This is a genomic window from Neisseria subflava (assembly GCF_024205745.1).
In the GTDB taxonomy this organism is placed as follows: domain Bacteria; phylum Pseudomonadota; class Gammaproteobacteria; order Burkholderiales; family Neisseriaceae; genus Neisseria; species Neisseria flavescens_B.
Genome location: NZ_CP073117.1, coordinates 783,915 through 809,023 on the forward strand (window position 1 = coordinate 783,915; position 25,109 = coordinate 809,023).

The 25,109-nt window shown below is 50.7% G+C and carries 17 protein-coding genes, 2 rRNA genes and 4 pseudogenes; 2 read left to right on the forward strand and 21 right to left on the reverse strand.

The window, feature by feature from the left end:
- Positions 1 to 15: 15 nt before the first annotated feature.
- The 11 genes and pseudogenes from topA to def all read right to left on the reverse strand — a co-directional run bounded on the left by topA (position 16) and on the right by def (position 11,671).
- Positions 16 to 2,322, reverse strand: a complete 2,307-nt coding sequence (gene topA / locus KCG55_RS03925) for a type I DNA topoisomerase (protein ID WP_254323430.1) — start codon at positions 2,320 to 2,322, stop codon at positions 16 to 18.
- A gap of 73 nt (positions 2,323 to 2,395) precedes the next feature.
- The gene (locus tag KCG55_RS03930) at positions 2,396 to 2,851 is read right to left on the reverse strand and encodes a DUF494 family protein (protein WP_003679497.1); all 456 of its coding nucleotides are present in this window, start codon (positions 2,849 to 2,851) and stop codon (positions 2,396 to 2,398) included.
- A gap of 24 nt (positions 2,852 to 2,875) precedes the next feature.
- Positions 2,876 to 3,076, reverse strand: a pseudogene (locus KCG55_RS10640) (DNA-processing protein DprA); the annotation flags it as partial.
- Between the two features lie 59 nt (positions 3,077 to 3,135).
- Positions 3,136 to 4,066: pseudogene (gene dprA / locus KCG55_RS03935) on the reverse strand (DNA-processing protein DprA); the annotation flags it as partial.
- A 234-nt stretch (positions 4,067 to 4,300) separates the two neighbouring features.
- Positions 4,301 to 5,575 carry a sigma-54-dependent transcriptional regulator gene (locus tag KCG55_RS03940; RefSeq protein ID WP_254323432.1) on the reverse strand — a complete coding sequence of 425 codons (1,275 nt, stop codon included), beginning with the start codon at positions 5,573 to 5,575 and terminating at the stop codon, positions 4,301 to 4,303.
- A pseudogene (locus tag KCG55_RS03945) lies at positions 5,562 to 7,687 on the reverse strand (ATP-binding protein). The gene KCG55_RS03940 and the pseudogene KCG55_RS03945 overlap by 14 nt, the downstream one beginning before the upstream one ends.
- A 3-nt stretch (positions 7,688 to 7,690) precedes the next feature.
- Positions 7,691 to 8,283, reverse strand: a pseudogene (locus tag KCG55_RS03950) (DUF4390 domain-containing protein).
- Positions 8,249 to 9,508 (reverse strand): 16S rRNA (cytosine(967)-C(5))-methyltransferase RsmB, encoded by a 1,260-nt coding sequence (gene rsmB / locus KCG55_RS03955; protein WP_254323433.1) that lies wholly within the window; start codon positions 9,506 to 9,508, stop codon positions 8,249 to 8,251. The pseudogene KCG55_RS03950 and the gene rsmB overlap by 35 nt, the downstream one beginning before the upstream one ends.
- Before the next feature lie 46 nt (positions 9,509 to 9,554).
- Positions 9,555 to 10,073 carry an O-acetyl-ADP-ribose deacetylase gene (locus tag KCG55_RS03960; protein WP_254323434.1) on the reverse strand — a complete coding sequence of 173 codons (519 nt, stop codon included), beginning with the start codon at positions 10,071 to 10,073 and terminating at the stop codon, positions 9,555 to 9,557.
- Between the two features lie 33 nt (positions 10,074 to 10,106).
- Positions 10,107 to 11,033 (reverse strand): methionyl-tRNA formyltransferase, encoded by a 927-nt coding sequence (gene fmt / locus KCG55_RS03965; protein ID WP_254323435.1) that lies wholly within the window; start codon positions 11,031 to 11,033, stop codon positions 10,107 to 10,109.
- Between the two features lie 134 nt (positions 11,034 to 11,167).
- Positions 11,168 to 11,671, reverse strand: a complete 504-nt coding sequence (gene def, locus KCG55_RS03970) for a peptide deformylase (protein WP_003678675.1) — start codon at positions 11,669 to 11,671, stop codon at positions 11,168 to 11,170.
- A gap of 234 nt (positions 11,672 to 11,905) precedes the next feature.
- On the opposite strand from def, the gene KCG55_RS03975 reads away from it, so the two are divergent.
- On the forward strand, positions 11,906 to 13,171 hold the full coding sequence (locus KCG55_RS03975; protein ID WP_254323436.1) for a LysM peptidoglycan-binding domain-containing protein: 1,266 nt from the start codon (positions 11,906 to 11,908) through the stop codon (positions 13,169 to 13,171).
- 305 nt (positions 13,172 to 13,476) lie between these two features.
- Here the strand turns inward: KCG55_RS03975 and KCG55_RS03980 are convergent, their stop codons facing one another.
- Both KCG55_RS03980 and pyk read right to left on the reverse strand, forming a co-directional pair.
- Positions 13,477 to 14,892, reverse strand: coding sequence for an OmpP1/FadL family transporter (locus tag KCG55_RS03980; protein WP_254323437.1), 1,416 nt, complete (start codon positions 14,890 to 14,892; stop codon positions 13,477 to 13,479).
- A 200-nt stretch (positions 14,893 to 15,092) separates the two neighbouring features.
- Entirely contained in the window at positions 15,093 to 16,565 is a 1,473-nt protein-coding gene (gene pyk / locus KCG55_RS03985; RefSeq protein WP_063075686.1) for a pyruvate kinase, read from the reverse strand.
- Between the two features lie 213 nt (positions 16,566 to 16,778).
- Between pyk and KCG55_RS03990 the strand changes: the two genes are divergently transcribed.
- A complete protein-coding gene (locus KCG55_RS03990) occupies positions 16,779 to 17,282 on the forward strand; it encodes a hypothetical protein (RefSeq protein ID WP_250581089.1) in 504 nt (167 codons plus the stop codon).
- 65 nt (positions 17,283 to 17,347) lie between these two features.
- Here the strand turns inward: KCG55_RS03990 and KCG55_RS10570 are convergent, their stop codons facing one another.
- The 8 genes from KCG55_RS10570 to KCG55_RS04025 all read right to left on the reverse strand — a co-directional run bounded on the left by KCG55_RS10570 (position 17,348) and on the right by KCG55_RS04025 (position 24,944).
- Positions 17,348 to 17,476, reverse strand: a complete 129-nt coding sequence (locus KCG55_RS10570) for a hypothetical protein (RefSeq protein ID WP_283255527.1) — start codon at positions 17,474 to 17,476, stop codon at positions 17,348 to 17,350.
- Between the two features lie 23 nt (positions 17,477 to 17,499).
- Entirely contained in the window at positions 17,500 to 18,363 is an 864-nt protein-coding gene (locus tag KCG55_RS03995) for a GNAT family N-acetyltransferase (RefSeq protein WP_070589171.1), read from the reverse strand.
- A 275-nt stretch (positions 18,364 to 18,638) separates the two neighbouring features.
- Positions 18,639 to 19,304, reverse strand: a complete 666-nt coding sequence (locus KCG55_RS04000; protein ID WP_254323438.1) for a hypothetical protein — start codon at positions 19,302 to 19,304, stop codon at positions 18,639 to 18,641.
- 192 nt (positions 19,305 to 19,496) lie between these two features.
- Complete coding sequence (gene pyrI / locus KCG55_RS04005) at positions 19,497 to 19,955, reverse strand: aspartate carbamoyltransferase regulatory subunit (protein ID WP_003684689.1); 459 nt, start codon at positions 19,953 to 19,955, stop codon at positions 19,497 to 19,499.
- A gap of 10 nt (positions 19,956 to 19,965) precedes the next feature.
- Positions 19,966 to 20,886: an aspartate carbamoyltransferase gene (gene pyrB / locus KCG55_RS04010; RefSeq protein WP_254323439.1), complete on the reverse strand. Its 921-nt coding sequence runs from the start codon at positions 20,884 to 20,886 to the stop codon at positions 19,966 to 19,968.
- A 366-nt stretch (positions 20,887 to 21,252) separates the two neighbouring features.
- On the reverse strand, positions 21,253 to 21,540 hold the full coding sequence (locus KCG55_RS04015; RefSeq protein ID WP_254322411.1) for a ComEA family DNA-binding protein: 288 nt from the start codon (positions 21,538 to 21,540) through the stop codon (positions 21,253 to 21,255).
- Between the two features lie 307 nt (positions 21,541 to 21,847).
- Positions 21,848 to 21,961, reverse strand: a 5S ribosomal RNA gene (rrf, locus tag KCG55_RS04020).
- 95 nt (positions 21,962 to 22,056) lie between these two features.
- Positions 22,057 to 24,944, reverse strand: a 23S ribosomal RNA gene (locus KCG55_RS04025).
- Between the last annotated feature and the right edge of the window lie 165 nt (positions 24,945 to 25,109).

The following is a 25,109-nucleotide window of genomic DNA, read 5'->3' on the forward strand; positions in this document are numbered from 1 at the left end:
CCAAGCTTTAACCAATTACTCTTTCGGCGCAGGAGGTTCGATTTGCTCTTTCCAGCCGCATTCTTTTTGCGGGCAGACTTTTTCCACGCCCCAGCGTTTGGTGGTTTTGATGGTCAAAACCGGCCATGCGCATTTTGGACAGGTTTCTGCAATGGGTGGATTCCAAGTGGCGTAGTTGCAATCCGGATAAGTGCTGCAGCTGTAAAACAGTTTGCCGTAGCGGGATTTACGCTCGACGAGGTTGCCTTTTTTGCATTGCGGGCATTGAACGCCGGTGTCTTTGGGTTTTTCCAGCGGCTCAACGTGTTTGCATTTGGGGTAGTTGGCGCAGCCGATGAATTTGCTACCGGTGCGGCTGTATTTGTACACTAGGCGACCGCCGCATTTGGGGCACTCGCGCCCGTCGAGTTCGGCTTGCTCGGCTTCGGCTTTGGCGATGCGCTCGGCGGCTTCTTCGGCAGTTTCATTGACATTGCGCGTGTAGCTACACTCGGGATAACCGGCACACGCGACAAAACGACCCATTTTGCCGAATTTGATTTGCAGTTTGTGTTCGCCGCATTTCGGACAGATTTCGTCGAGTTCCTGCGTGGTAAATTTGGCGCGTTCGATGCCCTCTTTTTCTTCCACTTGCTTGATAAACGGCTTCCAGAATTTATCCATAACAGGAATCCATTGGCGTTTGCCGTTGGCAATTTCGTCAAGCTGGTCTTCAAGTTTGGCGGTAAAGTGGTAATCGACATATTGGGCGAAGTGTTCGGTCAAGAATTTATTGACGATGTCGCCTGTGTCGGTAGGCATGAAGCGTTTTTGCTCAAGGGTAACGTATTCGCGGTCTTTGAGCGTGGAAATAATACTGGCGTAGGTTGAAGGGCGACCGATACCGTATTCTTCGAGGGCTTTAACCAGTGTTGCTTCGTTGTAGCGTGGAGGCGGAGTGGTGAAGTGTTGTTCGCCGTAGAGTTTGTCCACAGGCAATTTATCGCCTTCGCTCATTTCGGGCAGTTTTTTGCTGTCTTCGCTCTCTTCGTCGTCGCTACTTTCTTCATAAACGCTCAAGAAGCCTGCGAAGGTTTGCACTTGTCCGGTTACGCGGAATACGCCTTTACCGACGGTAATATCGACGGTGGTTTGGTCAAATTTGGCGGGCGTCATCTGACAGGCGACGGTACGTTGCCAAATCATTTGATAAAGTTTGAACTGGTCTGCGCTCAGGAAGGGTTTGACGCTTTCGGGCGTGCGGTACACGGATGTCGGGCGGATCGCTTCGTGGGCTTCTTGGGCGTTTTTGGATTTGGTTTTGTACTGTTTGGCGGCACTCGGCAGATATTCTTTGCCGATTTTGTTTTCGATGTAATGGCGGATTTCGGTTAACGCTTCATCGGCCAAATTCACGCTGTCGGTACGCATATAGGTAATCAGACCGATGGCACCCTGCCCTACATCTATACCCTCATAAAGCTGTTGGGCGGTACGCATGGTGCGGTCGGTGGTAAAACCGAGTTTGCGCACGGCATCCTGCTGCATGGTAGATGTGGTGAACGGCGCGGCGGGATTACGGCTGCGCTTTTTCTTTTCAATGGCGGTAACGACGGCCTCTTTGCCTTCGAGTTCTTTCAATACGTCGGCTTGAGCGGCTTCGTTCGGCAAGTCGAATTGTTCGAGTTTCGCGCCGTTGTATTGGGCGAGTTTGGCGGTAAACTTGCTGCGGCCTTTGTGGCTGTCGAGATGCACCGTCCAATATTCCTGCGCTTCAAACGCGCGGATTTCGTTTTCGCGTTCGCAAATCAAACGCAGTGCGGGGCTTTGCACACGGCCTGCACTCAAACCGCGGCGGATTTTTTTCCACAACAATGGCGAGAGGTTGAAACCGACCAGATAGTCCAAAGCGCGACGGGCTTGTTGCGCATCGACCAAGTCCATTTCGATTTCGCGCGGATGGGCAACCGCATCGAGCACGGCGTTTTTGGTGATTTCGTTGAACACGACACGCTGCGGCTTGATGTTTTTCAAGCCGCGTTTGGATTTAAGGATTTCCAAAAGATGCCAAGAAATGGCTTCGCCTTCCCTATCCGGGTCGGTTGCGAGGTAGATGTTTTCAGCTTCTTTGGCACCGGCAACGATGGCATCGACGTGTTTGCTGTTGCGACTGATCAATTGGTATTTCATGGCAAAGCCATTGTCGGGATCGACTGCTCCGCTTTTCGGAACCAAATCGCGGACGTGGCCGTAAGACGCCAAGATTTCAAAATCACCGCCCAGATATTTTTTCAGGGTTTTGGCTTTGGACGGGGATTCGACGATTAATAAGTTTTTCGCCATTGTTGTTCTCTTTTGGATGTATTGGATTTATGTTTCAGACGGCCTTTATTATTGAGGCCGTCTGAAAAAAGGTTTAGTGCATCACGTTTTGTCCGGTCAACGCACTCATCAAGTCGTCGCCTATCAGGACGGGCAACTCGCTCTTGTGCATCCACAACACCAGCAATACCAACACTTTGGCGGTATCGAGGGTAATTTCGTCCGATGGAATGTGCATCAGGGCGTGAATGACGATTTCGCGTTGCTCATAAGTAATTGCATGTTCGGTAACCAAATACTGCATCAAGCCCATGACTTCCTGCGGCAGGTTTTCAGCTTCTTCACGGCAGAATACGCGCAGGGAGTCGCTGTTAAACGGCTCTGCATAGAATTCGGACGTATTGAACAAGACTTCCATCATCATCAATGTATTGCCGATTTCCGTAGCATCAAAACCCGCATCTTCCAAGAGGCGCCCCAAGTCCTCCGGAGGCGGACAATTGTCGAAATCTTGGAAGTGTTCGATTAAATAGGCAATGACTTCGGTCATGCTGGTTCCTTAAATATAGATAATTTATGCTTTGACACGCTGATAACGGCCGCCCGGTAAGGCGGCGACGATACCGTCAAGTTCGTATTCCAAAAGCTGTGCGTACACGTCTGCCGCTGCCGTATTGGTTTGTTGCGCCAAAATATCGGGATGTATCGGATCGTAACCCATTGCTTCCAATAAAGCGCTTGTTGATGGGGCGGCAGGTAGGTTTTCAGACGGCCTTTGCGGTTCATCCGCTATTGTTTTTGGTTGTAGCTGTTTGGTTTGATCGCTTTTCGGTTTGACCGTCTTATTTATAGAATATGATGGAACATGCGTATTTTGCAATAGCTGCGGACACTCATGAAGAATATCGTCCAGACATTCCACCAATTTTGCCCCGTCTTTAATCAGCTTGTGACAGCCTTTGCTATGCGGATTGTCTATCGAACCGGGTACCGCCATCACTTCGCGCCCCATCTCCGCCGCCAGCTTGGCGGTAATCAATGAGCCGGATTCCAATGCCGCTTCAACCACCAATGTCAGCTGCGATAACGCGGCAATCAGACGGTTGCGGCGCGGAAAGTTGCCTGCAAACGGACGCGTGTCCAAAGGGAACTCGCTGACAATCAATCCTTTTTCAGCAATTTCATAAGCAAGGTTTTTATTGGACGGCGGATAAATGCGGTCTATACCGGTTCCCCAGACGGCAATGGTACCGCCATCTGCCTGCAATGCGCCCTGATGGGCGGCGGTATCGATACCCGAAGCCATACCCGATACGACGGGAATCCCTTTTTCACTCAACGCCCTGCCGAAATCTTTGGCAATCCGCATTGCCTGCGGCGTGGCATGGCGGCTGCCGACAATCGCGGCAGAAGGTATGTGCAGCAGTTCTGCATTACCGCGTAAAAACAAGACCGGCGGCGCGGTAATGCCTTGTGTCAGCATTTCGGGGAAATCATCATCTTGCAGCAGCAACAGACGGCAACCGTCCTGTGTTTCCCATTTTAAAGCGGCTTCGGCTGACTGCTGCGCCAAAGCCCATTTATCCGCATTGCGCCACGACTCGGCCGCCTGTTTATGGCGCACCAACGCGGCAATTTTGTCTGCCGGCGCATTCAAGGCTGCTTGTGCGCTACCGAATTGCTGCAACAGCACTAAAAAACTTTCTGCGCCGATATAGGGCGTAAATGCCAGTTGCAACCAAGCAAAACGCTCGTTTTCCGTCATCAATCTGTTCCCTTTTCGTAATGGTTGTTCAGACGGCTTGAAGTAAATCAAGGCCGTCTGAATATTTTATTAATATAAAACTTCTGTCGGTTTAAAAGGCAAAATAACCATGCCGAGCCATATCATTATTTTTATAAAGTATTGCTTGTCCAAGCAAACTGTCAAATGACGATGCCGTCTGAAAAACCTGATGGCTTTCAGACGGCCTCTTTTGTGTTTAAGCCGATATTGCGCTTATTCTTCGGATTTATCGGCGCTGCGGCGCGATACGCTGATACCGAGTTGTTTGAGTTTGCGGTAAAGGTGTGTACGCTCCAAACCGACCTTTTGCGCCACGCGGCTCATATTTTGGCCTTCTTGGGCGATGTGGTACTCAAAGTAGCGGCGCTCGACTTCTTCCCTCAATTCGCGCAAAGGCATATTGAAATTGAAGCCGCCGATGATTTCTGTCGCCGTCGCGTTTTCCTTCTGACCCAAAGCCATGGCAACGGCCTGCTCGTCCACTTCTTTGCCGTCAGATTCCAACATGATGTTTTTCACCGTTTCGGCAAGCTGGTCGTAATTGCCCGGCCAATCGTATTGGCGCAAAACCACCAACGCGCTGTCGCTGAATTTTACCGGCTGGATTTTTTGACTTTCGGCCAAATCAGTCATGATGCGGTTGATTAAAAAGACGATGTCGTCCGGCTGGCTGCGCAAAGAAGAAACATTGATGCGCTCTTTCAACAGCTCTGCCAGTCGGCCGGTAACGACGTCATCGACGCTCTCACCGCGTTTAAAGCCGCATGAAGCAATCACACGGACATTGTAGCGGTCGGCTTTCTCCAGCAAGAAAGCAATGCCGTTTTGGATGTTTTTGCTGTAACGGGCAATATCGCCGACATACAAAATGCCGCCTGATGCCTTTTGCAACAGCTCCATCGGCGTATCGACAATGTGTTCGACACGGTCGGTTGCCACCCAAGGTGTACCGCTTTTGTGCAGATAACGAGCGACAATTTCAAACGGCGAGCCTGCCTCACCGGCCAACAACAGCGGGCGGTTGTGTTTGGCAGCCGCTTCAATGCTGCCATTCATTTCTTGAATAACGGAACTGTTGCCCAGTTTGTCCAAAGTCATACCGGAGGCCGTCTGAACTTCGCCATGTTTCAAGGCGCGTTCTACTGCGGACAAGAGTTTTTGCAGGGCAATCGGTTTTTCCAGGAAATCGAGCGCGCCGATTTTGGTGGCTTCAACCGCCGTGTCAATGCTGGCATGGCCGCTCATCATAACAACAGGCATATTGAGTTGGCCGTTTTTCGCCCACTCTTTCAACAAAGTGATGCCGTCGCAATCGGGCATCCAAATGTCCAGCAACACCATGGCCGGACGCGTTTGATAACGCAATTGGCGCGCTTCTTCGGCATTTTCGGCCAAAGTGACGGTATAGCCTTCGTCTTGAAGGATTTCGGAGAGCAGGTCGCGGATGCCTACTTCATCATCTACAATCAAAATATCACTGCTTCGCATAAGTTTCTGCCATTTCCGGTAAAGCTATTTTGACGCACGCGCCGCCGCTGTTCTGATTGCTCAGGCTGATACGGCCGCCATGCTCCTCGATAATTTTTTTCACAACGGGCAAGCCCAGCCCCGTTCCTGTCGGTTTGTCGGTAACGTACGGCTCAAAAGCATTGTGCAGCATTTCTTTGCTGAAACTTTTACCGTTGTTGCAGACGGTCAGGAAAACCTGTCCGCCTTCGCGCCCTGTTTCGACGTTTACTTGCGGCGCTTCGTCCGACTCTGCCGCTTCTGCGGCATTCTTAAATAGGTTATGCAACACTTGGCGCATCGCCGTCGTATCGGCAACAATCGGCAAGGCGTCGGCGCTGAGCCGTGCATTAAACTTGCACGCGCCGGCCTCATATAATACCAATACTTCCGACACCAAACCGTTTAAATCTTGTTTTTCTAAATTCAGCGACGGCGCACGCGCATAATTGCGGAATGCTTCGACCATTTCTTTCAGCGCGGCCACCTGTTTGACGATGGTATCGGTTGAACGGCTGAGGATTTGGGCGTCTTGTTCATCAAGTTTATCATGCAATTTCCATGCCAATCTCTCGGCGGAAAGCTGGATAGGCGTAAGCGGATTGCGGATTTCGTGCGCCAATCGTTTCGCCACTTCGCCCCATGCGGCCTCTTTTTGCGCCCGCATCAAGACGGTAATGTCATCAATCACCATCACCACGCCGTTATCGTTGTCTTCCGGCAGGATGGTGGCCTTGCCCAATAAGATTCGGGCATCATCGGGCGCGGCATATTCGACTTGGACGGGTTTGTCGCTGTCGGCGGTTTCATTAATGGCGGCAAACACATCGGCCAACAGGGTTTGCTGCGGCGATTTTCCGTGCCATTGATGCCAGTTGCTGCCCCACAAAGACACCAGCGAAACACCCAAAATCCGTTCGGCGGCTTTGTTAAAGGTTTTCAGACGGCCATCGGCATCTAAAGTAATCACGCCTGTGGTCAAACTTTCCAACACGCATTCCAAATAATGGCGGGCGGCTTCTTCGCGCAAACGGTTGCGCTCGTCTGCCTCTTTGGCAATCGCCAATTGCTCGGTCATGTGGTTGAACAATTGGGTCAACCGGCCGAACTCATCATTGCGAAACACCGGCCGGGTCTGGCTGAAGTCACCCTGAGCCACCGCCCGCGCACCCTCTGCCAACGACAATACCGGCGCCACAAAACGGCGGGCAAAATACAAAGCCATCACCAACGCCAAAAAGATGGCCAACAATGTCGCAACCAACAGCGTGGACAGGAAAAAGGTTTGCAGGCCCTTTTTGGTATAACTCAGCTCGGCGTATTTGGCGCGGGCCGCTTCAATCAACGTCGCGTCTTGGGCAACATCTTTCGGAATCGGCTGTCGGAAAAACAACGCATAATCCTGATTTTTATGCGTACCGATCAGCATCCAGCCTTGAGCATACAGCACGCCGCCAATGTTTTCCAAGCTGCGCACCGAGCCGGTCTGCTCCAACTGCTCCCATCCTTCTTTGGTGAGTTCGGGTTGATTTAGTTTCAGGGATTAATGCTTTTCTCAGCTTTATGGGTGGTCGCGTTATAAAGCGCCAGCTGGGCAAAGTCGGCAGTAAGCGCCGATTTTGCCAGCGTCTGCCCTAAATTGCCGTCCAGTGAAGCGGCGCTGATTAAGTCGATCTGCACCGGTGTGGCGTTGCTGACGGCGTTGTCCACCGCCAAGTTCAGCGCGGATTTGCTCAAGTTTAAGCTGCGCTCCAGAGCCTCATGGGTATCGTTGCCAAACCAAGAATTAATCGTACCGTTAATAAACTGGGCGGAAATACCGAACAAAAACACGCCCGGCAATACGGCAACCAAGGTAAACATTCCCGACAGCCGACGTGCAATCTGCGAACCGAACACGCTTTTGCTGTTGTCGCGCATCAAAAGCACGACATAGCGCACCAATACTGCCGCCAACACCAGCAACAGCAAGCCGCACAAGGCGACAATCCACCAGAAGTAATCGGACAACACGTTGCTGCTGCCCGTTGCGACAGTCAGACCGTACAACAAAACAACGGCAAATACGGCGGCAATCAGAAGAAAGCGGCGCATGGCTTACTCCTGCACGACCGACAAGGACTTCCAACCGGAATCCAAATGCCAGTTTTTAGACGTCAGGGCATTGATTTGGAACGGTTTGGGCAGCTTGGCTGTTGTCAGCAGCAGGCGGATTTCAGCCTTCGTGTCTTTGGCGGCCACATCACTCAGCGCGCCCTTGGACAAAACCTTCCAATTCGCGACCGCGCCCACTGCGCGCAAGGCAGTCTCAAGCGTGTCGTACTCGGTAGAAAACGTACCGACGGTAACACGATAGCGGTTGGTCAGCGGATGGAAGGACAATTTGTATTGAATCGTGCTGTCGTTATTGAGCAGCTGGTCGAACTTGAATTTATAAGACGACATAGACGGCGCTGACAGCTGCCAACTCAAATTGAAATGTAGGGGACGCCCTGTTTGAGTGCTTCTTTAAGCTGGTCGGGCAGGTCGGTGCGGAAACGGCTGCTGACGGAAAGCTGTCCGGCATGGGTCAGCTTTGCCTCGGCACGGGTCGCACTGATACCCTCGCCCGCCGCATTCAGCGATACGGCGAGCAAGAGCGGTACAATCAGCGTTTTACTGCTTTTTAATAAGCGCGTAATAAAAGCCATCTTGATGTTTGTTCGGTAAAAGCACATGCGATTCGATCAACTCGGCATCGGCATGGCGGTTAAGGAATTTTTGCAACTGACCGTCGTTTTCTTCGACAAAGACCGAGCAGGTAGCCAGCAACATCCTGCCGTTTTTCGTCAGGGTCTGCCACAGTGCGTCTAATAATGCTTCCTGTTGGCGTGCGGTTTTGACGGCATCGGTCGGTCTACGCAGCCATTTAACATCGGGATTGCGGCGCGCCACACCCGAAGCGGTACACGGCACATCGGTCAAGACAGCGTCAAAGGCCTTGCCATCATACCACGCTGTCAAGTCCTGCGCATCGGCACAAGTCAAAGAGGCCGTTTGAAAGCCTAAACGGTCAAGGTTGCTCTTCACCCTGTTCAGACGGCCCTCGTCTATATCCAAAGCGGTAACATGACAATCTGCCAGTTCCAAGATATGGCCTGTCTTACCGCCCGGTGCCGCACAGGCATCGAGAATACGTTCGCCGTCTTTCGGATTCAACAAATAGGCAGCACGTTGCGCACCAAAATCCTGCACCGACACTAGGCCGTCTGAAAAACCGGGCAGACGGCTGACCGGCACGGCTTCTTCCAACATCACGGCGTATTCATCCAAAGCCCTGGCCGGAATACCTTCCGCAGCCAGCTTTTCCAAATAGCTTTCGGCATTGCCGTGTCGGCGGTTGACGCGCAAAGTCATCGGCGGATGCGATTGCAGCGCGGTGGTGATGTTATGCCAATGTTTCGGATAATGGTTTTTCAAATAAGCCACCCACCACAGCGGCAAATTGTGTTTCGCCACATCGTCTTTTTTGCAGGAAGCCGCGAGTTTGTCGCGTTCACGCAAAAAGCGGCGCAAAATCGCGTTGGCAAACGAGCGGAACTGGCCGCGGCCGATTTTGGCAATGCTTTCCACCGCTTCATTGACCACAGCATGAGGCGCATTGCGCGTGTAATGCAGTTGGTACATCGCCGCCAAAAGCAGGCTTTCTAGCTGCGGATTGTCAATCGGCTTCTTCAGCATTTGACCAAGCATGTGCTTCAAACTGCCCAAATAACGCTGGCAACCGTAGGCAATATCCTGCAACGCGCCGTTTTCCTGCGCCGTCAGCTGCGGATGCGCCGCGCGGATTTCCGCTAAGACATCCTGAAGATTGCGCCCTTCGGCAACCGCGGCAACGCTGTCGGCAGCCAGTTTTTGGGCGAGGGACATACTCATATTTTTGCTTTCTGATTCATATTTGATTTCAAGTGTTCGGAGGATTTCAGATGGCCTGTTCGGCTGCCAGCAATGCCCGATAATATTCGGCATCTGTTTTGGAAAAACAGCAAAAGATGATTTTTTCCACTGCCGGACATTGCGGCAGGGTTTGCTTCAAACTCTCCAAAGCTATACGCGCGGCAGCTTCGGCCGGGAAGCGGTACACCCCAGTGCTGATGCACGGAAAGGCAATGCTATGAAGCTCGTGTTTCTGGGCAAGCAGCAAGGAATTGGCATAGGATTGTGCCAATTTGGCCTCTTCATTTTGCTGTCCGCCAAACCATACCGGCCCGACCGTATGAATAACATAACGCGCAGGCAAACGATAGCCTTTGGTTATTTTGGCTTCGCCTGTGCGGCAACCGCCCAAAGTGCGGCACTCCTCCAGCAGCTCTTTGCCTGCGGCGCGGTGTATTGCACCGTCTACGCCACCACCGCCCAACAGCGATGAATTGGCGGCATTGACAATCGCATCGACTGCCAATCGGGTAATATCGCCCTCGATCACTTCAAAAACAGCCATTGTTTTCTTTCCTCTACGTTGATTTCCAGCCTGTTACAAAACCGTTCCGACTTCAATCGTCCGGCCTGCCGCAAATGCCTGTATGCTCATGCGTTTGCTGCCGGAAGGCTGCAATTCGGTGATGTTCAGCGCATTTTCACCGCACGCCACCAGCAGGCCGTCTGAAGTGCAAGACAATACTTCGCCTGCCTTACCCTGTTTGGCCACGACTTCGGCTCGCCAGATTTTCATCGGTTTGCCTTGATATTCGACCCACGCCGCAGGTACGGGGTTAAAGGCGCGGATTTTGCGTTCAATAATGTGCGCGCTTTCATTCCAATCAATACGCGCTTCTTCTTTGCTTAATTTTTGGGCATAGGTAACACCTTCTTCGGGCTGCTTAACCGCGTTCAGACGGCCTTCCGCCTGCAGACGCTGCAAGTCGGCAACAATCGCTTCCGCACCCAAACCCATCAGCGCATCATGCACTTCGTTGGCGGTATCTGTAGGTTGGATGGCGTAGCGGTGTTCGCTGACCACATCGCCAGTGTCCAAGCCGATGTCCATCTGCATGATGCACACGCCGGTTTCGGCGTCGCCGGCTTCAATCGCACGTTGAATCGGTGCCGCGCCGCGCCAACGGGGCAACAGCGAAGCGTGGATATTGAGGCAGCCGTGTTTGGGCGTATCCAACACATCCTGCGGCAAAATCAAGCCATACGCAGCCACCACCATCACATCCGCGCCTGTATCTTTGAGCATTTGCAGGGCTTCGGCGTTATTGCGCAACTTTTCCGGCTGCGCCACGGTCAAACCTAATTCCAAGGCAGTCTGTTTGACCGGCGATGCGGTCAACTGCATGCCGCGGCCTTTGGGGCGGTCGGGCTGGGTCAACACCAGCGGAATTTCAAAACCTGCGGCGGCGATGGCTTTCAAGGCGGCGGCGGCAAAATCGGGCGTACCGGCAAAGATGACTTTCATGTTGTGTCCTTGTGGAAATGGTTTGAATGGCGCGTTGGGCGAACTGTTTCAGCTGAAAAGGCCGTCTGAAAGATTGAAAACCGAAGTCTGCCTTCTGTTTTGTCTTTTCAGACGGCCTTTAAGCGATGCGTAGGTCAGATGGTGTGTTTCTGACGTTTTTTCAGTTTGGTTTTGATGCGGCCTTGTTTCAGCTGCGACAAGTGTTCGACAAACACGATGCCCATCAGGTGGTCCAATTCGTGCTGCACGCAAATTGCCAGCAGGCCGTCTGCTTCCAGCGTGAATTTCTCGCCTTTTTCGTTCAAGGCTTCAACTTTGACGCGCTCGGCACGGGTTACGGTATCGTAAATGCCCGGCACGGACAGACAGCCTTCTTCGTAAGTCGTCTCGCCGTCTTTTTCGACAATGACGGGATTGATGAACACGCGCGGCTCGCTGCGGTCTTCGGTCAAATCCATCACGACGATGCGCTCGTGTACATCGACCTGAGTGGCCGCCAAGCCGATACCGCGTGCTTCGTACATGGTTTCAAACATATCGGCAACCAATGTCTGGATGCGCTCGTCGATTTTTTCAACAGGTTTGGCGACCGTGTGCAAACGCTCGTCAGGGTATTGGAGGATGTTCAGTAAAGCCATAGTATTCTCGTTTTATAAAGCTGATGTGTGATTTTCATACAGATTCGGTTTCCGCCGCCACAATCTCCTGTCATGACAGCAACATTCAATGCTAAAATAACGCCGAAAAATGTTAAGATAGCGCGACGGAGGCCGTTCGTTATCGTATTGATGAATGGGCGGCAGTTTCGCAAACTCCAGCCTTCTCTGTTTATCATCTGAAGACAAACCGAATCGATTTCAAGGGGAACGGTTATGCAACAACGTATTATAACCCTGCTTTGCATGGCAGGCATGGCTATTTCTGCCCACACTCAGGCAGCTTCTTTAAAAATCCGCCCCAATGCGCCGCAACGCTACGTCGTTAAAAACGGCGATACCTTGTGGGGTATTTCCGGCAAATATCTGTACAGCCCATGGCAATGGAACCGCCTTTGGGGCGCCAACCGCAACGCCATCCGCAATCCGCACCTGATCTATCCGGGTCAGGTGTTGGTTTTACGCTACGTCAACGGCCAGCCGCGACTGGGTTTTGAACACGCTCAAACCCGTTCAGACGGCATTCCCGTAATCAAACTGCATCCGCGCGTACGCGAAACTTCCGGCTACGGCATTCCGACCGTCAACGTCAACCTCTACCGCATGTTCATGAAACATCCGCAGATTATCGCTCCGGAAGAAACCGCCAACGCGCCGCGCCTGATTGCAGGCCCCGACAACCGCGTCCTCTACACCCAAGGCAACCGCGTGTACGCATACGGCCTGACCGAATCCGGCCGCTACCTGACCTACCGCGTCAATAAAAACATCACTGATCCGGAAACCGGCAAATTCCTCGGCCAAGAAGTCGTGTTCAGCGGCATCGCCAATACGTTGCCTTACACCGACTCCGCCTTGGAAAACCGTACCCGCGCTTCTGACGAAAAACTCAAAAGCAACGAGTATTACACCCAAATCAACAAAGCCATGAAGCTGCGCACCCAATCCGCGCAACCTTTGGTTATCGAAGAAGCCGTTTCCGAAATCCGCAAAGACGACTATCTGCTGAAACTGCCCGAAGGCCTCGACAGCTTCAATGTGATGCCTCACGCCCCTGCCCGTCCGATTCAGGCCAAAGTCGTTTCCATCTTCGACGGCGTGGGCGAAGCCGGCCAGTTCCAAACTATTACTTTGGATAAAGGCGAACTCGACGGCTTGGACAAAGGCACTGTGGTCAGCCTCTACAAACGCGGCCGCCAAGTCCGTGTCAATCTGTCCAACAACCTGATTCGCAAGCCAAAAGACAAAGATACGGTTGAATTGGTTTCCATTCCGGCTGAAGAAATCGGTTTGGCAATGGTGTACCGCACATCCGACCATCTGGCCTCAGCCATTATTTTGGAAAGCCTGAACAGCGTTTCCATCGGCGATACCGCTTCCGAACCCGGCCGCGATTTGGACAATATGGCCGATGAAAAAACCATGGACAAACCGGCTGAAGACGAACAAGAAAGAGAAATCGAACTGGAAGTCCGCAGCTGATTGAGCTTTCTTAGCAGCCATCCGGCAAATAAAGGCCGTCTGAAACCTGTTTTTCAGACGGCCTTTTGATTGCTGCCTATTAGAGAAAATTAGTAGTACAGTGTTTAAAGCGCAAACAATATCTTATTTCTCCAGCCAGTAATCGGCTTCCCCTTTTCTATCGTTTTTCCGTTCTGCCATTTCAATCAGAAATATGAAAAGCCCAGCACGCCATTTATTGCCTGTGGATTGCTCCATCTATTCCTGCCAACAAAAAGGCCGTCTGAAGATTTCAGACGGCCTTTTTATCCACAACTCAAATCCGATTATTTGAATTTGTAAGTGTATTGCAAGCCCAAGATGTCCGCTTTGTTTTTGAAGCGGGCAGAGGATGTACCACGGCTGTCTACGTCGTTGCCGCTGGCTTTGCCGGTGCGGTAAACCGTATCATTGATGTGGATATGGCTGTACGCCGCATCGATAACATGGTTTTTACCCAGTTGATATTTAGCACCGACGGAGAACCAGATACGGTTGCCGTCAGGCAGGCTGTTCATGCGGTCTTCGGCGCTTTTAACCGGTGATTTGTCGAAAGCGATACCGGCACGCAGTTGCAATGGTTCGGTAACTTGATAAGAGCCGCCGAATGCAACTTTATAAGTGTTGCGCCAGTTAGGCGTGATGACGGTACGGTCAGATTGGCCGTTGACAACTTTTTTGGTGTTTTCAAACACCAGCTCGGCTTTGTTGAAGCGGCTGTGGCGCGTCCAAGTCACATCGCCGAACAGGTTGGTTTTGTCGGTGGCTCGGTACATACCGTGAACAGACAAGGACTCAGGCGTGACGATTTTTACGCTGGCTTTTTCGTTCGGCACATAACCGCGTGCAGCCATTGCACCCAAATCCCAAGCACGTTTTGCATATGCGCCGTCCGCTTCCCAATCGGCAGTGCCTTTCAACGTATGCGATACTTTGGAACGATAGTTCACACCCACGCGTGCGCGGTCGTTGATGTCCCACATCCACGCCAGTTGGTAGCCGAAGCCCCAATCGTGGCCTTTTACATCGGCATGACCGTCAGCTTTGCCGGTCGCATCGACAGCAACGGGACGGCCTGCTTGACGAGAAGCCAAACCGCTGGCCAACTGGCTGATGGCGCCGGAAGCATCCCAGTCGGAGTATTTGCGCAATTCGGCTTTGGAATATTGGGCAATCAAACCGGCACCAACAGCATGCTGCTCATTCAGTTTCCACGCGACTACCGGCTCGATGGCGATGGTGGTCAAACCCAGTTTGTTGATGTTGTGGCGCAATACGGAATCTTTTTCGTATTCGGTTGCAGAGCCAAAAGGAACGTACACGCCCAAACCCAAAGTCACATCGTCACTGGCTTTGTACGCGCCATAAACGTGCGGAGCAACGGTGGTTTCGGTAATTTTGCCGCTGGTCGAGCCGCTGACATCGGCACCCGTGCGGAAGTGTTTCGCAGATTCCGCCTCATAATGAATGCTTGGGAATACGATATTGGCGTTGATGGAAATTTGGCTGCTGTCGATTTTGCTCAGACCGGCCGGATTGTAGAAAATGGTTGAGGCATCGGCGGCTTCGGCGGCGGCGGCATTGGCCGTGCCTTGTGCGTTAACGGATTGTGTGCCGAAGTGGTAGCCGGAAGCTTGGACGGCGGTAGATAAAAGTGCTGTGCTTAAAATAAATGCTGTTTTTTTCAAATTGAAATGAATCATTTTGGTTTACCGTGAAAGTAGCGGACAAAGAAAAAGGCCGTCTGAAACGTCCTTTATTGATTTAGTATAGGCACTCAATTCTATACTACATCGTTATTCTTGCCTATTATTTTCGGTTTTTTACATAAAAAATACCCAAAATACAAAAAAAGCAGGCCACGGACAGCCTGCTTTTTCCACTTAGTAAAACATTGATTCGATTATTTGACTTGCAACACTTCCAATGTGTTGGTCGAACCGGATTCGCGCATTTTCGAGCCGCTTGTAATGATGTATTGGTCGCCGGAACACAGAATTTGGTGTTCGACCAACACAGCTTCCACTTCGTTCAGCGCAGTATCGTGGTCGGTACTGGTCGCCAAAATCATCGGACGCACGCCGCGATACATTGCCATGCGGCGTTGGGCGGAAATGCTCGGAGTCAGGGCGAAAATCGGCAAGGTGATGTTGTGGCGGCTGATTTCGAAGGCGGTTGAGCCGCTTTCGGTCAGGGCGACAATCGCTTTGGCGTGAACCGCACGCGCTACGCCGACTGCGCCGCCGGCAATCGCCAAGTTGGTGCTGACGGCTTCGGGATACTCGACTTGTTCGGCAACGCCGTTGAGCGAGTCCTGCTCTTTTTCGGCTGCCGCGCAGATAATCGCCATTTGGCTGACGGTTTCAAACGGGTATGCGCCGACAGCGGTTTCGGCGGAACACATCACCGCATCGGTGCCGTCCAACACCGCGTTTGCCACGTCGCTCACTTCGGCGCGGGTCGGTACGGGGTTGGTAATCATGGATTCCATCATTTGGGTCGCGGTAATGCTGAAGCGACGCAACTCGCGGGCGCGGCGGATCATGCGTTTTTGCAGGGCAGGAACGGCGGCATGGCCGACTTCCACTGCCAAGTCGCCGCGGGCAACCATAATACCGTCGCTGGCGAGGATGATTTCGTCCAGATTTTCAATGGCTTCTACGCGCTCGATTTTGGAAACCAAACCGGGGCGTACGGCTGTACTGCCTTTCATTTCTTCTTCGACTTTGGCGCGTGCGATGTGCAAATCTTCGGCAGATTTCACAAAGCTGATGGCCAAGTAGTCGCAACCGATGGCAATCGCCGTTTTCAGGTCGCGGAAGTCTTTTTCGGTCAACGCGCCGGCAGACAGGCCGCCACCGCGTTTGTTGATGCCTTTATTACTTTTCAGCACATGGCTGTTTTCGACTCTTGTAATAATCTTACTTCCTTCAACCGCCTCAACGGTCAAAGTCAACAGGCCATCATCCAGCCACAAAACATCGCCGGCAACGACGTCATTCGGCAAATCGCGGTAGTCCAAACCCACCGCTTCGCGTGTGCCTTCGCCTTCAAGCGCGGCATCCAAAATTAAGGTTTCATCTTTATTCAGCTCGATGCTGCCGCCGGCAATTTTACCGACGCGGATTTTCGGGCCTTGCAAGTCGGCAAGAATCGCCACTTCCTGACCTGCGCGTTTCGCAGCTTCGCGCACGATGCGGGCATTTTCTTCATGGAACTCCGGAGTACCGTGACTGAAATTGAAACGGACGACATTAAGACCGCCGACACGGATCATGTCTTCCAACAATTGCACATTGTTGCTGCCCGGACCCAATGTGGCGACAATTTTGGTATTGTGGCTGATACGGGTTAAATCACGTTGCAATTCGCTCATGTAAACGTCCTTTCCTGTTGATTCCACGTTTGATAGTGAGGGAGATTGTACGCTTAATACAATAATGTTGGCGTAAAATTACATTATTTTCTGACTTAAACTAAATTTATTTTTGCATTAACCTACTTTTCTATCGGATACAATACACTCTCACGTCGTCATTTTTGATTTTCAGACGGCCTCCCTCATACTAATAGAATACTCAACTGATCCATGAAACGTTTTTTGACTCCGCTACCCATCGGCATCGTTTTGGCCGACCTGATCTACGGTTTCGTACTTAATGTCATGCAAGGCTTAAATTTGCAACAAACCGCCGCCAACCAGTCCGGTACAATTTCCGTTACGCCCGACATTGCTTTCAACAGCCTGCAAATCGTCGCCAACGGCGGCATGGTCTGCATCATCGGCTTCGGTTTGATTGTTTTGTTCCAACTCAACCGCGCCGTATTACGCCAACAAATCCTGCCCATCGGCATTTTCCGAACCCTCGGCCTGTTGGCTGTTTTAGCATTCAGCATTTCATCTTTGTGGGAATGGTTGCATGCCGCTTTGTCGCTGCTTTCCGGGCACAATGTTTTAAACTTCAGCAACCCACGTTATCTGGTTACCGCAGCCTGCATGCCCATCATCGCTTTCTTGTGCATCTTGCGCCTGTACAATTGGTATCGCCTACATCGGACTGTTGCCACTGACGACACCTCCACAACCCTCTAAGCAAGCTGCAAAAAGGCCGTCTGAAACAGGAAAACCTATTTCAGACGGCCTTGTCATTGTATATCTCAACGTTGATGGCTGGTTTCTACACCGGCCTTAATCTCACCATACATTTGCGAGCTGCCTTGTCCGCTGCCTGATGCGCAGGCCGCCAAGCTCAGTGTCAAAACAGCCGCGGTCAAAATCTTCAACATAGATTTCTCTCTTTCTACAAAAATTATTTCGGATCGCAACGGAAATGGTAAGCGCAGATTTCAAATCCGTTTTTGAAGTAGAGACGATGGGCATCTGCACGGTCATGGTTCACATGGACATTCAAATGGATTTTGGTTGCCCCGGTTTCCGCACCAATTTTGCGTACTTCTTCCAACAAGCGAGAAGCATAGCCTTTTTGGCGGCATTGCGGCATGGTTACGAGATCATCAATATGGATATGGTAACCACTGGCCAAGTTATGTGCGGCATGGAAGCCGCATACGGCCACGGCATTTTGTTTGCCTTCTTCAAAAATACCCAACAGGCGGTAGCCGGTTTTGCGCTGATGCTCGTTGATTTGTTCGACGAAACGGTGAATATCGGTCAAAGAAGAACGCAAAATGCTCAGTGCCGCAAAAGCGGTTGCAGTTTCTTCCGGCGGAATTTCACGCAATACGCCGACCACAGGCGCGGCAGCTTGAGGCTCAGGCTGAGCATTGGCCGCTTCGGCACGCTCGGCGGCATGTTTTTCTTCAATCGCCTGAGCCAACAAAACGCGCTCAACCGGCACTTCACCCTGCTGTTTGCTCTCTTGCTCTTTGAGCAAGGCTTTGCAGTCAATCACGCGCAAATCATTATCCGCCGCAAAGTCCATCAAGAAACGGAACATTTGCGGATTGTCTTCTTCCAACTTTTTATCGACCGCTACGCAACGGACATTATCCACCAAAATCGGGCGCACCCAATTAGAATAGGAAAGGCGGTTGTCTTTAGTAAAGGAGGACAAAATACCGCACAGGCGCTCCGCCCAGTCGCTTGGTCGGAAAATCTTGCCTTTGCTGGTCGTACCATGGATCACAACTTCATAAGGATTACACACTAACATAAGCAGCTTCCTGAGAGTAAATGGCTGAAGGAATATTTCGCCAGTGCCAACATCAGAAAAAGTTCCGATACATAGCAACAGATTATTGAAAAAATATCAGTAAGGTTTTGAAATACGACAATGATGAGACGGCTTGCCGATCCTGACAATCCGTTTCGAATTCTTTGATTATTATACCCGATACGCCTCTTTTTCTTCAAAAATCATTTGAAAAATAACAACAGGCCGTCTGAAAACAAGTATTTCGGTTTCAGACGGCCTGCATATTTTGAATATCAATACAACAATTTCTTGCGAGGCTTTTGCTCGCCACTGGATTTAATTTCTGACAAATTGAAATTCAGTATGCTCAAATCCAAAATGCTTTCAGAAGTGCATTGATCGCCAAAGGCATTTTCATAAGAGGCCTTCAGTTTCAACACGCCGCCAAATGTCTGATCCGGCAATTCGGCAGCCAGCGCCAACATGCTTGCAAACACGCCGCCATACAATTCGCCCGATGCCAGCATATCCACACCGCAGGAAAACATCTCCAAGCGCATAACCGCATCGGCGACCAGCTTGCTCGGCAAATGATCCGGCAAAGGCTCTACCTCAAAACGCACATTCTTCGCCAAGCCCTTACCGCTATTGCGGACAATCAAAACCAATAAATCCGTTTGACCGTCAGAACGCTGCAACGTCGCATGCAAAACAGGATGAATGCTTTCTTTTTGAATCAGCTGCTCACGGTGCAACATCTTGCTTTTTGCTTTGGATCGCGCAGAGACGACAGCCCAAATCAACCAAACCAATGCAACGGCAGAAATAGCTGTGACCAAAAGGGGAAGGTTGGTCAAATAGGCTTGCTGATTAAACCAAACTTGTGCTGCCAAAAATCCGGCAAAGAAAATCAAGACGTATAAAATTGGGGCAAACCGGCTTTGTATGGATGAGTGCATAAGTTTTCCTACATTTCGTGTCGTGTTATAAAAAATAATGCCTTTTGAGCAAATGATGTCATCAACTCAGAAGGCATTATTTTAACGTAATTTTAACGCAATTTGCTTAATATCTTGCTTTTTATGAAACTAATGTATCAAGCAGACAACTCAAACCGCACAGCCGTGTTTTCAGACGGCCTGAGATTTTTATCAGGCTTCGGCAACCGAATCACGCGAGAAGGTTTTTTCGCAATAATGGCATTTCAAACGCGTCTGACCATTATGTGAACGGACATAAAAACGGCTGATGACCGGCTCGCCATGACTGGCACAATTGGTATTCGGGCAGCGGAATACTTCCGAAATTTCGTCCGGCAATGACAAATGCTGTTTGTCAATCACTTTAAACTGATCGATTTTGTTTACCACTGCTTCAGGGGCAAATAAAGCCAAACGGTTGGCCGCGTTGGCATCCAACCATACGCCGCTGACTTTGATAATGTCTTTGCTTCCCTGCGTTTTACTGGGCAAATTAAAGCCGACTGTAACCGCGCTGCCATAATGCAGCAACTTAAACTGTCTTAAAATGGCCAAGCCTTTACCGGCAGGAATATGGTCAATTACCGTACCTTGTTCAATCGCTTCAACGCTGAGTTTTGAGTTTTCCATCTTTCGCTCCTTAAACTTCTTCGTTCAATACCAAAGACAAAATCGCCATCCGTGCATACACGCCGTTGGTTGCCTGTTCAAAATAATAGGCATGAGGTGTTTTATCCACATCCGGATGAATTTCATCTACCCTTGGTAAAGGATGCAAGACGCGCAAATTAGGTTTGGCGTTTGCCAACATCTGCGCATCAAGATTGAATTTACCCTGAATTTTGGCAAATTCCTGCTCATCAAAACGTTCGCGCTGAACGCGGGTCATGTACAAAATATCCGCCCATTCGACTGCTTCTTCCAAACTGGATAAAACTTGATAAGCGCAACCGGCCTCCTCCAGCTCTTCGGTAATATAGTCCGGCATCGCCAAGCTGGGAGGGGATACAAATGCGAACTCACAACCCCAACGCTTCAATGCCTGACACAATGAGTGTACCGTACGGCCATATTTCAAATCACCGGCCATCGCAATCTTCAAATTGCTCAAACTGCCCTGCGTTTCATAAATCGTTACCAAATCCAAAAGCGTCTGGCTCGGATGTTGGTTGGTACCATCACCGGCATTAATCACAGGTACGCTCGAAAATTCAGCCGCCACACGGGCCGCACCGTCTTTAGGGTGTCGCTGAATAATCGCATCTGTATAGCTGGAAATAATCCTCGCAGTATCCGCAAGCGTTTCACCCTTTTTCGCACTGGTATTCGCACCATCGGAAAAACCGATAACTTTTCCACCCAAACGCTGTACCGCCGTTTCAAAAGACAAACGCGTACGGGTGGATGGTTCAAAAAAGCACGATCCAATCAATTTACCCTCAAGCAAATCTTCACGAGGCTGCTTTTTTAACTTCAAGGCCGTCTGAAGCAGCAATTCGAGCTGCTCCGTCGTCAAATCTGAAATTGAAATAATATGTTGCCGATAAAGCGGATTAGGCATGACCATTCCTTCCCATAAAAAAACCCGCAACAGGCGGGCGTTTCAAGCAAACCGATTCCATCGTTGCCCAACATCATCCCCGTCGGACAATCACAACCATGTTTCTACCACACCCATAAAATCTTCCGCATTATCGCATATTTAACAGTCGGCTGCTTCTTTCAAGTTTTCAGACGGCCTGAGGCATTTACAAACTAGTCCCATACTCAACAGCTGAAACCCAGACACAGGGATTCGGCTTACGCTATTACCCAATACCCCCCCATTAGCCCAAGTTTTATTCCCGGCCCCATACAAAGCCGCCCGTCAGCCCGAACCGGCAAACGGTTCGGCATCAGGGCGGCGTACGGCAGTTAACCGTCAGGCTTATTTTTTCACGGCAGGCTGTGCGGTCTTAGGCGCGGCAGAAGAAACCGTCGCCTCCGCCTTCAACTTGTTCAGCACCGCATCACCGATGCCCTTCACGTTTTTCAGCTCCTCCACCGATTTGAACGCACCGTTCTTCTGACGGTATTCCACAATCGATTTCGCCTTAGCCGGGCCGATACCCGGCAAGGCCTCCAGTTCGGCAGAAGACGCGGTATTGATGTTCACGGCAGCCAAAGAGAACGCTGCACAGACGGCGGCAAATGCACCAAATAAAAATTTCTTCATCAGATTTTTTCCCATAACATATTTGATTGAATCAGTCATAAAGTCTACCGAATGGTTTTATCCCACTCTGTAAACACTGCACATACGCAGATAGGGCAACAGCCTATACCCGCATAAATGCTTACGACATATTAACGCAAATATCGTTTGATTTCAAATATTCTAAACAGTTAACCGTAACTTTCGGTACTTTTGTTCAAGAATAACAACAGGGCAATCATACAATACCTGTTACCCATCACCAAACCGACAGAAACGACAGGCATGTAAAAAGCCCCCGACATTAGTCGGGGGCTTCAGAATGGGTGTTTGGCGGTGACCTACTTTCACATGGAAGAACCACACTATCATCGGCGCTGAGTCGTTTCACGGTCCTGTTCGGGATGGGAAGGCGTGGGACCAACTCGCTATGGCCGCCAAACTTAAACTGTTACAAATCGGTAAAGCCTTAATCAATTATTTGGTGATGACTGAATCAGTCAGTAAGCTTTTATCTTTTGAAGTTCTTCAAATGATAGAGTCAAGCCTCACGAGCAATTAGTATGGGTTAGCTTCACGCGTTACCGCGCTTCCACACCCCACCTATCAACGTCCTGGTCTCGAACGACTCTTTAGTGTGGTTAAACCACAAGGGAAGTCTCATCTTCAGGCGAGTTTCGCGCTTAGATGCTTTCAGCGCTTATCTCTTCCGAACTTAGCTACCCGGCTATGCAACTGGCGTTACAACCGGTACACCAGAGGTTCGTCCACTCCGGTCCTCTCGTACTAGGAGCAGCCCCCGTCAAACTTCCAACGCCCACTGCAGATAGGGACCAAACTGTCTCACGACGTTTTAAACCCAGCTCACGTACCACTTTAAATGGCGAACAGCCATACCCTTGGGACCGACTACAGCCCCAGGATGTGATGAGCCGACATCGAGGTGCCAAACTCCGCCGTCGATATGAACTCTTGGGCGGAATCAGCCTGTTATCCCCGGAGTACCTTTTATCCGTTGAGCGATGGCCCTTCCATACAGAACCACCGGATCACTATGTCCTGCTTTCGCACCTGCTCGACTTGTCGGTCTCGCAGTTAAGCTACCTTTTGCCATTGCACTATCAGTCCGATTTCCGACCGGACCTAGGTAACCTTCGAACTCCTCCGTTACTCTTTGGGAGGAGACCGCCCCAGTCAAACTGCCTACCATGCACGGTCCCCGACCCGGATTACGGGTCTGGGTTAGAACCTCAAAGACACCAGGGTGGTATTTCAAGGACGGCTCCACAGAGACTGGCGTCTCTGCTTCAAAGCCTCCCACCTATCCTACACAAGTGACTTCAAAGTCCAATGCAAAGCTACAGTAAAGGTTCACGGGGTCTTTCCGTCTAGCAGCGGGTAGATTGCATCTTCACAACCACTTCAACTTCGCTGAGTCTCAGGAGGAGACAGTGTGGCCATCGTTACGCCATTCGTGCGGGTCGGAACTTACCCGACAAGGAATTTCGCTACCTTAGGACCGTTATAGTTACGGCCGCCGTTTACTGGGGCTTCGATCCGATGCTTGCACATCTTCAATTAACCTTCCAGCACCGGGCAGGCGTCACACCCTATACGTCCACTTTCGTGTTAGCAGAGTGCTGTGTTTTTAATAAACAGTCGCAGCCACCTATTCTCTGCGACCCTCCGAGGCTTACGGAGCAAGTCCTTAACCTTAGAGGGCATACCTTCTCCCGAAGTTACGGTATCAATTTGCCGAGTTCCTTCTCCTGAGTTCTCTCAAGCGCCTTAGAATTCTCATCCTGCCCACCTGTGTCGGTTTGCGGTACGGTTCGATTCAAACTGAAGCTTAGTGGCTTTTCCTGGAAGCGTGGTATCGGTTACTTCATGTCCGTAGACACTCGTCATCACTTCTCGGTGTTAAGAAGACCCGGATTTGCCTAAGTCTTCCACCTACCGGCTTAAACAAGCTATTCCAACAGCTTGCTAACCTAACCTTCTCCGTCCCCACATCGCATTTGAATCAAGTACAGGAATATTAACCTGTTTCCCATCGACTACGCATTTCTGCCTCGCCTTAGGGGCCGACTCACCCTACGCCGATGAACGTTGCGTAGGAAACCTTGGGCTTTCGGCGAGCGGGCTTTTCACCCGCTTTATCGCTACTCATGTCAACATTCGCACTTCTGATACCTCCAGCACACTTTACAATGCACCTTCATCGGCCTACAGAACGCTCCCCTACCATGCCAGTAAACTGGCATCCGCAGCTTCGGTTATAGATTTGAGCCCCGTTACATCTTCCGCGCAGGACGACTCGACCAGTGAGCTATTACGCTTTCTTTAAATGATGGCTGCTTCTAAGCCAACATCCTGGCTGTCTGGGCCTTCCCACTTCGTTTACCACTTAATCTATCATTTGGGACCTTAGCTGGCGGTCTGGGTTGTTTCCCTCTTGACAACGGACGTTAGCACCCGCTGTCTGTCTCCCGAGGAACCACTTGATGGTATTCTTAGTTTGCCATGGGTTGGTAAGTTGCAATAACCCCCTAGCCATAACAGTGCTTTACCCCCATCAGTGTCTTGCTCGAGGCACTACCTAAATAGTTTTCGGGGAGAACCAGCTATCTCCGAGTTTGTTTAGCCTTTCACCCCTATCCACAGCTCATCCCCGCATTTTGCAACATGCGTGGGTTCGGTCCTCCAGTACCTGTTACGGCACCTTCAACCTGGCCATGGATAGATCACTCGGTTTCGGGTCTACACCCAGCAACTGTTCGCCCTATTAAGACTCGGTTTCCCTACGCCTCCCCTATTCGGTTAAGCTCGCTACTGAATGTAAGTCGTTGACCCATTATACAAAAGGTACGCAGTCACACCACAAGGGTGCTCCCACTGTTTGTATGCATCAGGTTTCAGGTTCTATTTCACTCCCCTCCCGGGGTTCTTTTCGCCTTTCCCTCACGGTACTGGTTCACTATCGGTCGATGATGAGTATTTAGCCTTGGAGGATGGTCCCCCATATTCAGACAGGATTTCACGTGTCCCGCCCTACTTTTCGTACGCTTAGTACCACTATTGAGATTTCGAATACGGGACTATCACCCACTATGGTCAAGCTTCCCAGCTTGTTCTTCTATCTCGACAGTTATCACGTACAGGCTCCTCCGCGTTCGCTCGCCACTACTTGCGGAATCTCGGTTGATTTCTTTTCCTCCGGGTACTTAGATGGTTCAGTTCTCCGGGTTCGCTTCGCTTATCCTATGTATTCAGATAAGGATACCTCCTAAGAGGTGGGTTTCCCCATTCGGACACCGCGGGATCATAGCTTTATTGCCAGCTCCCCCGCGCTTTTCGCAGGCTTACACGTCCTTCGTCGCCTATCATCGCCAAGGCATCCACCTGATGCACTTATTCACTTGACTCTATCATTTCAAGAACCTCTTTGACTTCGTTTGCCTACCCGTTGACTAGGGAAGCAAACTTGAAATTCCTACTTTGATAAAGCTTACTGCTTTGTTGTGTCTTAATCCTGCCTTTTGTGTTTCAGGATTAAGTCGATACAATCATCACCCAAATACTGTGTTTGT